The organism is Actinosynnema sp. NPDC023658, from assembly GCF_040639995.1.
In the GTDB taxonomy this organism is placed as follows: domain Bacteria; phylum Actinomycetota; class Actinomycetes; order Mycobacteriales; family Pseudonocardiaceae; genus Actinosynnema.
Map to the genome: position 1 here is coordinate 1 of NZ_JBFAAX010000771.1, position 2,681 is coordinate 2,681.

The following is a 2,681-nucleotide window of genomic DNA, read 5'->3' on the forward strand; positions in this document are numbered from 1 at the left end:
CGCGGAGCGCGCCCGGTGGCCGGGGTTCGCGGAGGCGGGCGCGGACGAGGGGCTCGCGGCGGTGTCCGCCTTCCCGTTGCGGGTCGGCGGCGTCCGGCTCGGCACGCTGGACCTCTACGGCCGCCGTCCCGGTGGGTTGTCGCCCGAAGCGGCGGCCGACGCCGCCGTCCTCGCCGACCTGACGATCCTCGCCCTGCTCGACCACAGCGAGGCCCGGGGCGGCACGGTGCCGCGCGCGGAGGTCTCCTACCAGGACGTCGACATCGCCACCGGGATGCTGGCCGCGCAGCTGCGGATCGACCTGGAGGACGCGTCCGCCCGGCTGCGGGCGCTGGCGTTCGCCACCGGCAGGTCGGTGCTCGACCTCGCGCGGGACGTCCTGGCCCGGCGGCTGCCGCTGCACCACCTGGCGGACTGATCCGCCCTCGGCGCGGTTGGCCGGCGGCCCGGTGGGTAGCCGTGACGCGAGACGTGCCGGCTCGACGGAGGAACGGATGGCGGACCGCATCGCGGACATCTGGGGTACTCGCACGCCGTTCGGGCGGGACGGGTCCTGGCCGGTCCGGGTGGACCTGCACCTGGAGCCGGGTGTGGCCGAGGCCGACGTGGACCGGTGGGTGCAGTCGGCGTGCGTGCTGTGCAGCAACGGCTGCGGCTGCGACGTCGCGGTCAAGGACGGCCGGGTGGTCGGCGTGCGGGGCCGCGCCGGTGACGTCGTCAACCACGGGCGGCTCGGACCCAAGGGCCTGTACGGCTCGTGGCAGTGGAACGGCCCGGACCGGCTGACCCGCCCCCTGGTGCGGCGCGGCGGAGAGCTGGTCGAGAGCGACTGGGACACCGCCATGGACCTGGTCGTGCGGCGCTCGCGCGAGCTGCTGGACGAGGTCGGGCCGCTGTCGCACGGCTTCTACACCAGCGGCCAGCTGTTCCTGGAGGAGTACTACACGCTCGGCGTGATCGGCAAGGCCGGGCTCGGCACGCCGCACATGGACGGCAACACCCGGCTGTGCACGGCGACGGCCGCGGCGGCGATGAAGGAGAGCTTCGGCTCCGACGGCCAGCCCGGCAGCTACACCGACATCGACTCGTGCGACGCGCTGTTCCTGTTCGGGCACAACATGGCCGAGACGCAGACCGTGCTGTGGTCGCGGGTGCTGGACCGGCTGCACGGCCCGGACCGGCCCGCGGTCGTCGTGGTCGACCCGCGCCGCACGAAGGTGGCCGAGGCGGCGCTGGAGTCCGGGGGAGTGCACCTCGCGCCGCTGCCGGGCACGAACCAGGCGTTGATGAACGGCCTGCTCCACGAGCTGATCGCCAACGACTGGGTGGACCACGACTACGTCGCCGCCCACACCCTCGGCTACGACGAGCTCGCCGCCACCGTGCGGACCTGCACCCCGGAGCACGTCGCCGGCATCTGCCGGATCGACCCGGACGACCTGCGCCGCGCGGCGCGGATCTTCGGCACCTCCGACCGCGTCCTGTCCACGGTGCTGCAGGGCTTCTACCAGTCCCACCAGGCCACCGCGGCGTCCTGCCAGGTCAACAACCTGCACCTGCTGCGCGGGCTGATCGGCAGGCCCGGCTGCGGCATCCTCCAGATGAACGGGCAGCCCACCGCGCAGAACACCCGCGAGTGCGGCGCGAACGGCGACCTGCCGGGGTTCCGCAACTGGGACAACCCCGAGCACGTCGAGCAGCTGGCGCGGCTGTGGAACGTCGACCCGCTGACGATCCCGCACTGGGCGCCGCCCACCCACGCCATGCAGATCTGGCGCTACGCCGAGCAGGGCTCGATCCGGTTCCTGTGGATCTCCGCGACCAACCCGGCGGTGTCGCTGCCGGAACTGCCGCGCATCCGCGACGTCCTCGCCAAGGAGGAGCTGTTCGTCGTGGTGCAGGACGGGTTCCGCACCGAGACCGCCGAGTACGCCGACGTCGTGCTGCCGGCCGCGATGTGGGGTGAGAAGCAGGGCACCTTCACCAACGTCAACCGCACCGTGCACCTGTCGGAGCGGGCCGTCGCACCGCCCGGCGAGGCCCGTCCCGACCTCGACATCTTCCTGGACTACGCCCGGCGGATGGACTTCCGCGACCGGGACGGCAACCCGCTGATCGGCTGGTCGGACCCGGAGGGGGCGTTCGAGGCGTGGAAGGAGTGCAGCCGCGGCAGGCTGTGCGACTACACCGGCCTGTCCTACGACAAGCTGCGCGGCGGCAGCGGCATCCCGTGGCCGTGCGACGACGAGCACCCCGACGGCTGCGACCGGCTCTACGCCGACGGCGTGTTCCCCACCCACCCGGACGTCTGCGAGGACTACGGCCACGACCTGCTCACCGGCGGCAGCACCTCGCCCGAGCAGTACAAGGCGCAACGCCCCGACGGCCGGGCGTTCCTCAAGGCCGCCGAGTACACCCCGCCGCCGGAGCAGCCGGACGACGACTACCCGTTGCTGTGCACGACCGGGCGCACGGTGTACCACTTCCACACCCGCACGAAGACCGGTCGCTCGCGGAAGTTGCGCCGGGCCGCGCCGGAGCCGTGGGTGGAGCTGTCCGCCGCCGACGCCGCCGACCTCGGGATCGCGGAGGGCGACCTGGTGCGGGTGGAGTCTCCGCGAGGCCGCGTGGAGGCTCCCGCGCGCGTCGGTCGGGGGCGGGACGGGGTGGTGTTCCTGCCG

Annotated in this window: 2 protein-coding genes; both read left to right on the forward strand. The window is 73.5% G+C overall.

Annotated elements, in window-relative coordinates; translation table 11 throughout:
• A partial coding sequence (locus tag AB0G02_RS34515; protein ID WP_360802896.1) for an ANTAR domain-containing protein occupies positions 1–418 on the forward strand: 418 nt, incomplete at its 5' end.
• A gap of 76 nt (positions 419–494) precedes the next feature.
• Positions 495–2,681: nitrate reductase (locus AB0G02_RS34520; protein ID WP_360802899.1), on the forward strand; the 2,187-nt coding region annotated here is incomplete at its 3' end.